The sequence below is a fragment of the Actinomycetospora sp. genome (genome assembly GCF_055612215.1).
In genome coordinates, this window is record NZ_JBVPVA010000447.1 from 1 (window position 1) to 2,617 (window position 2,617).

The window sequence follows — 2,617 nt, forward strand, 5'->3', positions numbered from 1 at the left end:
CTGGCGCTGTTCGGGCGCATCTTCGAGTACCTCGACCTCGTCCCGGAGCTGCAGGACTCCCCCCGCGCGCGCCCGCTGGCGAAGGCGGACTCCCGCGGCGAGGTCGAGCTGCGCGACGTGTGGTTCCGCTACCCCACCGACGCCGAGCCGGGTCGATCGTCCGAGCCCGGACCGTGGGCGCTGGAGGACCTGTCGCTGCGCATCGCGCCCGGCCAGCTCGCGGCGATCGTCGGGCCGAGCGGGGCCGGTAAGACCACGCTGTCCTCGCTCGTGCCGCGCCTCTACGACGTCGACGCCGGGGCGGTCTGCCTCGACGGCGTCGACGTCCGGGAGATCACCCTGGCGTCGCTGCCCGGGCTCGTCGGGATGGTGACCCAGGAGAGCTACCTGTTCCACGCGACCGTCGCCGAGAACCTGCGCTACGCCGCCCCCGACGCCACCGACGCGGACATCCGCGCCGCGGCCCGGGCGGCGAACATCGCCGAGCACCTCGAGGGCCTCGCCGACGGCTACGACACGATGGTCGGCGAGCGCGGGTACCGCCTCTCCGGCGGCGAGAAGCAGCGCGTCGCCATCGCCCGGGTGATCCTCTCCGACCCGCGGATCCTGGTGCTCGACGAGGCCACCTCCGCGCTGGACACCACCAGCGAACGACTCGTCCAGCAGGCCCTCGAGACCGTGATGTCCGGGCGGACGACGATCGCGATCGCGCACCGGCTCTCGACGATCCTCTCCGCCGATGTGATCTTCGCGCTCGAGCGCGGCCGCCTCGTCGAACAGGGCACCCACGCCGAGCTCCTGGCCCGCGGCGGGCTGTACGCGCAGCTCTACGCCGAGCAGTTCGGCGGCGGTGCGGTCGAGGCCCGGTGCGCCGACGGGGTCCGCTTCACCGACGGCAAGGTGCTCGCCGCCCGCGCCGCGGACCACGGCGGCGACTGACCGGCAGCCCGGCCCGAGCCGCCGCCCCACCCGACCCATCCGTCCCACGTTGGGCCGAGCGGCCCTCGCCCTGGGGACGATGACGGGGGAGGATTACCGGCAGCGTGTGCCAGCGGGGCGGCACGCCGCGGGCGGACGGGGGTGCGGGACGTGTACGTCGAGCCCCTCACTCAGCGCGTCGTCGACCTCATCGAGGGCACCGCGTTCCCGCACCTGGACTCCACGTCGGTGCTCGGCATGATCGCGCTCGTCCTCACCGGGGCCGGGCTGGTGACGCTGCGGAACTTCCCGCTCGACGTCGGGGAGCGCCTGTCCCTGCTCGTCGCGGAGCCCTTCCCGCGCGTCGAGGCCTCCGTGGGCGTCGTGCTGGCCATCGACGGCGTGGACGCCGCCCTGACCCAGCGGCTGCGCCGCCACGCCGAGCACCCGGCCGTCGACGGGCTCGTCGTCGCCACGACCGCACCCGACGTCGGGCTGCTCCTGCCCCGCCAGCTCGACGGGGTACCGGTGCGCACGGCGATCGTGCTGGACTCCCCCGCCGCCGCCGGGTCCGCGAGCTGACGCCGCGCGCCGAAACCGGCTCCGCGTCACGCGCCGACCACTGGCCCCTCGTGGCCCGGGGTGGCAGCGTGTCCGCCATGGAGATCGGACCCGTCCGCCGGCGCTTCACCGCCGAACCGGCCAGCTCACCCGTCCCCGGCGAGGCCGTGCCGGCCCACGAGCCCGCGGCCACCGAGCGCGCGCCGCAGGCGGCGGTCGGGCCCGAGCGCGAGGCCGTCGAGGCCGGACGCCCCGACCGCGCTTCGTGACGCTCCCGATCCCTCCCGGATCGACCCGGCCCGACGCGGGCGCCGAGCCCGACGCCGCCGGCGTCCCCGACGTCCCCGCGGCCGTCCTCGGATGGCGGACCTGGCGCATCGGGCGGCGCGCGCAGCGTCGGGCGGAGCTCATCGCCCCGCTCGCGGGGTCGGCCTGGCCGGCCCGTCGCCCGTTCGTCGCCTCGTGCGGGTCGCGCGACCACGCCCCGCCGAGCGAGCACTGCGGCTGCGGCCTCTACGCGGTCGCCGACCCGCGGGTGCTCGAGTGGGGGCCGTCCGACCACGAGGTGCTGGGCGCGGTCGCGCTGTGGGGCCAGGTCGTCGAGGGCACCCGCGGCTGGCGGGCCTCGCACGCCTACCCGCGGTTCGTCGTCACCGGACCCGCGATCGCCACCGAGCAGCGCGCGGCGCTCGCCCGCCGGTACGGCGTCCCGGTGCTGCGCTCCGAGGTCCCGACGCGCACGCTCGCCGCCCTGCTCGGCACCGAGGCCGCCGTGGCGGACGCGCTGCTCCGCGGCCCCGTCGAAGAGGTCGAGGGCGGGCTCGCCGCGCGGATGCCGGAGTGGACCCGCCCGCGGCACCCGGACAGCGGTCGGCCCGGGTCCCGACGTTGGTTCGGGGCCGGGCGGCGCTCAGCGTCCCGACGCGGGGCGGACGAGATCCGCTAGCAGCCCCCGCAGGCGGTCGCCGGCGGCGGCGACTGCCTAGCGATAGGACACGAGGATCGCGATCACGACCCCTGCGATCACCCACCACGCTCCGACGGCGGCCTTCTCGGAACCACCCTCGGGGCCCCCGATACGGCGCCGGAACGGGCTCAGGATCACCGCCCCGATCAGCAGGACGACCGCGATCGTCAG

4 protein-coding genes are annotated in these 2,617 nt (G+C 76.4%); all 4 read left to right on the forward strand.

Going from position 1 to position 2,617, the window contains the following annotated elements; all coding sequences use genetic code 11:
• Window positions 1-939 (forward strand): ABC transporter ATP-binding protein (locus tag AC0CYZ_RS12565; RefSeq protein ID WP_472215761.1); only part of this gene is annotated, 939 nt, incomplete at its 5' end.
• Window positions 940-1,089: 150 nt separating this feature from the next.
• Window positions 1,090-1,500 (forward strand): hypothetical protein, encoded by a 411-nt coding sequence (locus AC0CYZ_RS12570; protein ID WP_472215763.1) that lies wholly within the window; start codon window positions 1,090-1,092, stop codon window positions 1,498-1,500.
• Between the two features lie 77 nt (window positions 1,501-1,577).
• Window positions 1,578-1,748: a hypothetical protein gene (locus tag AC0CYZ_RS12575; RefSeq protein ID WP_472215765.1), complete on the forward strand. Its 171-nt coding sequence runs from the start codon at window positions 1,578-1,580 to the stop codon at window positions 1,746-1,748.
• Entirely contained in the window at window positions 1,745-2,425 is a 681-nt protein-coding gene (locus AC0CYZ_RS12580) for a hypothetical protein (protein WP_472215767.1), read from the forward strand. Before AC0CYZ_RS12575 ends, AC0CYZ_RS12580 begins: the two co-directional genes overlap by 4 nt.
• Window positions 2,426-2,617 lie beyond the last annotated feature (192 nt).

Bases quoted from the DNA above. Each gene is read 5' to 3' on its own strand.
- AC0CYZ_RS12575 (WP_472215765.1), top strand. From the start codon at position 1,578: ATGGAGATCGGACCCGTCCGCCGGCGCTTCACCGCCGAACCGGCCAGC.